This is a genomic window from Nocardia farcinica, assembly GCF_029867845.1.
Taxonomy (GTDB): domain Bacteria; phylum Actinomycetota; class Actinomycetes; order Mycobacteriales; family Mycobacteriaceae; genus Nocardia; species Nocardia farcinica_A.
Genome location: NZ_JARWRU010001088.1, coordinates 1 through 4,327, shown reverse-complemented (window position 1 = coordinate 4,327; position 4,327 = coordinate 1). Strand labels below are relative to the sequence as shown.

The 4,327-nt window shown below is 70.9% G+C and carries 4 protein-coding genes and 1 pseudogene; 1 reads left to right on the top strand and 4 read right to left on the bottom strand.

Annotated elements, in window-relative coordinates; genetic code table 11:
• Positions 1 to 96: 96 nt before the first annotated feature.
• The 4 genes and pseudogenes from QH283_RS24050 to QH283_RS24035 form a co-directional block, all read right to left on the bottom strand.
• The gene (locus tag QH283_RS24050; RefSeq protein ID WP_280505212.1) at positions 97 to 1,374 is read right to left on the bottom strand and encodes an FAD-binding oxidoreductase; all 1,278 of its coding nucleotides are present in this window, start codon (positions 1,372 to 1,374) and stop codon (positions 97 to 99) included.
• 69 nt (positions 1,375 to 1,443) lie between these two features.
• Positions 1,444 to 2,208 (bottom strand): sporulation protein, encoded by a 765-nt coding sequence (locus QH283_RS24045; RefSeq protein WP_280505211.1) that lies wholly within the window; start codon positions 2,206 to 2,208, stop codon positions 1,444 to 1,446.
• A 120-nt stretch (positions 2,209 to 2,328) separates the two neighbouring features.
• A complete protein-coding gene (locus tag QH283_RS24040; RefSeq protein WP_280505210.1) occupies positions 2,329 to 3,051 on the bottom strand; it encodes a lysophospholipid acyltransferase family protein in 723 nt (240 codons plus the stop codon).
• A gap of 207 nt (positions 3,052 to 3,258) precedes the next feature.
• Positions 3,259 to 3,876 (bottom strand): annotated as a pseudogene (locus QH283_RS24035) (ROK family protein); the annotation flags it as partial.
• 88 nt (positions 3,877 to 3,964) lie between these two features.
• Here QH283_RS24035 and QH283_RS24030 point away from each other — a divergent pair.
• Positions 3,965 to 4,327 (top strand): ROK family protein (locus QH283_RS24030; protein WP_280505209.1); only part of this gene is annotated, 363 nt, incomplete at its 3' end.

Sequence of the window (4,327 nt, the reverse complement as noted above, 5' to 3'; positions counted from 1 at the left end):
CGGGGGGGGTGCGCGTGGGGGGGCCGGCGCCCGACGCGGGGTCTGTCCCGGCGTCCCCGTCCCCCCCCCCCCCCCCCGGCGGCAGGGGTATCGCCGCTACTGCTCCGATTCGTAACGCAGGGCGCGTTCGGAGGCGCAGATGTCGTCGATGGCGGCCACGATGTCGCGCAACTGACCCGAGGGCAGCGCCGAGGGGCGAAGGCGGCAGGTGAAGGTGATCAGGCCGTGGTCCTCGTGCGGCAGGTTGCGCGCGGCGGCCTCGGTGCGCAGGTACCGCGAGCGCACGCCGTAGGTCATCGCGGAGATGACGGTGAAGCAGCCGGTGCGCTCGCGGTGCCCGGCGAACAGGTCGTGCAGGCGGTAGAACACCGAGGAGTAGGTCGACAGCGGGGCGAAGATGCCGACGCGATAGGCCGGGCCGCGCTCGGAGGAGCTGATGACCGTGTCGGCGAGGTACTCCGCGTCGCGCAGGGTCAGCACCTTGGGCGCGAACATGAGCGCGCCCGCGGCGGCATTGCGCACCGGCATGCCCGCGCGGCCGCTGGCGTGCGAGGCGATGGCGCCGAGGCCCTTGCGGGCGCGGGTGCCCACGTCGCGGCGGGCCTTGAGCGAGCGGGTCGCCACGGTCGGGAACAGGCTCGACCACTGGCCGAAGCGCACCGTGCCCAGCTGCACGTGGCCGGTGCCGACCGGGCGGGCCACCTTCAGCGGCTGGGTGTCGACCCAGCGGCCCACCTGCAGGGCGGCGTTGCCCGGATTGGCGATCTCGTTCTGGGCGTGCTCGACGAAGGAGTCGAAGTCGAGGAACCGGTGGGCGTCGGTGGTGAGCCAGGTGTGTTCCTTGTCGACCTCGATGGTGTCGAGGGTGAGCGCGGTGATGATGCCCGCGCGCCCGCCCGCGCCGAGGATGCGGTGGAACCGCTCGGTGTTGTGGTCGCGGCCGCAGGTGCCGATGCGGCCGTCCGGGTCGACGTACTCGAGGTCGGCGACCTGGTCGATGAACAGGCCGTGCCGATGCGAGGCGCTGGAGACGCCGCCGACCGAGGCGAAGCCGCCTGCGGTGATGTCGCGGTGGTCGCCGACGATCGGCAGGCCAAGGCCGTGCGCGCCGAGCCTGCGGTCGATCTCGGAGAGCTTGGCCCCCGCCTGCACCCGGACCGTCTTGCGGCCGAGGTTGATGTCGAGCACGGCGTTCATCCGCCGCAGCGACACCACCGCGCGGTGATCGGGCACCTGCAGTCCCTCGTCGAGGACCTCGCCACCGACGACCGTGAGACCTTCGGCCCGCACCCGCGAATCCCGAACAGTACGAACGACATCCGCGGTGTCACGAGGTAGATATTCTTCGGCGGAGACAGACTGCGACGTGCTCATGGCTCAAAACTTAACCACAGCCGAGCCACTTGTGCGCACTCGAATCCTGGACAGATCCCGAGACCGATCTCAGGAGGCCAGACGGGCGATCCGGTGGTGGAACTCGCCCGCCCAATCGATGCCGTCGAGGCGGTGGTGTTCCATCCACAGCGCGTCGAACACATCGCGGCCCTCGGTGAAGAATCCGCCCCGTTTGTCGGCCTCGAAGACCACGCTCATACCGGCATCGGTGGCGACGAAGGTGACCTCCAATTGGTCGAGGCTCGGGTAGTGCGGCGAGGGGCCGAACTCGATCTCCTGGTAGAACGGCAGCGTCTGCGGGGTGTTGTGCACCCGGCCCTGTTCCACGTCAGCGCTGCGCAGGGGGAAACCGAGGCGCTCCACGGCCGCCAGCGCCACGTGCTGGGCGGGCAGCGCGCCGATGCCGATCGGATCGGTGTCGGCGGCGTCGACCGCGTCTCTGATGCCCACCCGGGTGCGCAGCGAGACCACGGTGCCCGGCAGGTGCCTGCCGTCGTAGAACGTAATGGGGGTTTCCATCGGCGCTCGCGCCGCGAACCGGAACGACAACTCGGCCTCGGCGGGCAGATGGAACGGCCCGGTGACCCCGGTGGGCGCGAAGCCGAGATCGTGCAGGGTCTCGCCCTCGGCGGACTCGCGCTCGACCCGGGTCACGAACTCGACGCCGATGTGGTCGACGTCCTGGCCGACCCGGCCGCCGCGCAGCCGGATGACCCCCTCGACCGTGCCACCCGGCTGCACGCCCGCGGTGAACAGTTCGGTCTGGACCTCGGCGCCGCCGACGCCGACGGCGGCAAGCAATTTCTTGAACATGCCGGGAAGCATGGCGGGCGGTCCTGAAGAAGTTCTTGCGGTCGGCTTGCGTTGTGAGCAAGCTCATCACGCGAAAGGCCCCGGAATCGCGGGGATTCCGGGGCCCGGTGGGAAGCTCGCTCAGCTCGCCTTGCTGTCGGGAATGCGCGCGGCGTCCGGCCGGGAACCCGAGGGGGTGCCCTTGAGGCCGTGCGCGTACATGTCCACGTATTCCTGGCCGCTCAGCCGCATCAGCTCGTACATCACCTCGTCGGTGACGGCGCGCTCGACGAAATGATTGCCCGCCATGCCCTCGTAGCGCGAGAAGTCGATCGGGGCGCCGAATTTCACGGTCACCTTGTGCCTGCGCCAGCGGAACGGTCCGGGCGGGGACACCTTGTCGGTGCCGATGACGGCCACCGGGATGACCGGCACGCCGGTCTCCAGCGCCAGCCGCGCCACACCGGTCTTGCCCTTGTACAGGCGGCCGTCGGGGGAGCGGGTGCCCTCGGGGTACAGGCCGACCAGCTTGCCCTGGTCGAGCAGCCTGCGCGCGGCGTTCAGCGCGTCCTCGGCCGCGTCGGCGCCGCTGCGGTCGATCGGGTACTGACCGGTGCCGCTGAAGAAGAACTTCTGCAGGCGGCCCTTGATGCCGGGGGTGGTGAAGTACTCGGCCTTGGCCAGATAGTTGATCCGGCGCGGGCTCATCAGGGGAGCGAAAAGCCAGTCGGCGAACGACAGGTGATTACCCGCCATGATCGCCGGGCCTTCGGCCGGAATATTCTCCAGGCCTTCGACCGTCGGGCGATTGTAGATGTGGATGAATGGCCCCAACAGCGCGAATTTCAGAAGCCAGTAGAACATGACATCCTTCCCCCAGGGACCGGGATCGGTGGGTGGCCGGGCTGCGACTAGTGCGAGACATGTGCGACTTTACCGCTGGTCGGAGCACTCATCCAATCACGGAGGTCGCTGTGGTCGCGGGCAGCCGCGCCGCACCGCGCCGTTCGGGCCACATGCGGGTTACCGGCGAGTTGCGTGCCTGTTGTCGATATTGTCCGCCCGGCCGATTCAGCGCCGGCGACCGGTATCCGAAATCGCCGCCCTGGCCAGTTCCGCAGCGCCGATCTCCCCGGCCGCCTCACCCAATTGCGTGGTGCGGATGCGGGCCAGCGGCCGGTGCCCGGCGCCGGTGACCGCGCGGGCGTACGCCACGCGCGCGTCGTCGAGGAACAGCGCGGCCGAACTGCTCACCCCGCCCGCGATGACGATCAGATCCGGGTCGAAGATGTCGCTGACGAAGGCCAGGCCGAGACCGAGCCAGCGGGCGAAGTCGGCGACCGCCGCCTCGGCCACCGGATCGCCGTCCTGCGCCGCGCCCGCCACCCGCCTGCCGGTGAGCGCGCGGGAGTCGGCGGCCACCTCCGCGGCGAGCACCGTCGAGGCCGACGGGTCGGTGGCCAGCAGTTCGATGGCGGTCTCGGCCAGCGCGGTGCCGCTGCAGTAGCGCTCCCAGCAGCCGTGCTTGCCGCAGGCGCAGGCCCGGCCCTGCGGAACCACCTGCAGGTGGCCGAGTTCCGGCGCGACGCCGTGGGTTCCGCGATACAGCTCGCCGCCGACGAGCAGCGCGGCCCCGATCCCGGTGCCGATCGCCACCAGCACCACGTTGTGCCCGCCCGCGGCGGCGTGGGCGAGCCGTCCCGCTCCTCCCGGCGCGCGACGGGCGCGCCCCGGCGTTGCGGCGACACCGACATCCCCGTGACGATCAGGACCTGAGGTGACCGTCGCTCCCCTGACCGTCGGCGTCGATGTCGGCGGCACCAATATCCGCGCGTCCGTGGTGGACGCCGACGGCGAGGTGCTCGACACCGTCCAGGCCCCCACCCCGCGCAGCGCCCGCGCGTTGGAGGATGCCCTCGCCCGCGCCGTCGGCGAGTTGCGCGGCAGGCATCCGGTGGCCGCGGTCGGCCTCGCGGTGGCCGGTTTCGTCAACGAACACCGCCACACCGTCCGGTTCGCCCCGCATCTGCCCTGGCGCGATGCCCCGGTGGCCACGCAACTCGGCGAGCGGCTCGGGCTGCCGGTGATCCTCGAGCACGACGCCAACGCCGCCGCCTGGGCGGAGTACCGCTTCGGCGCC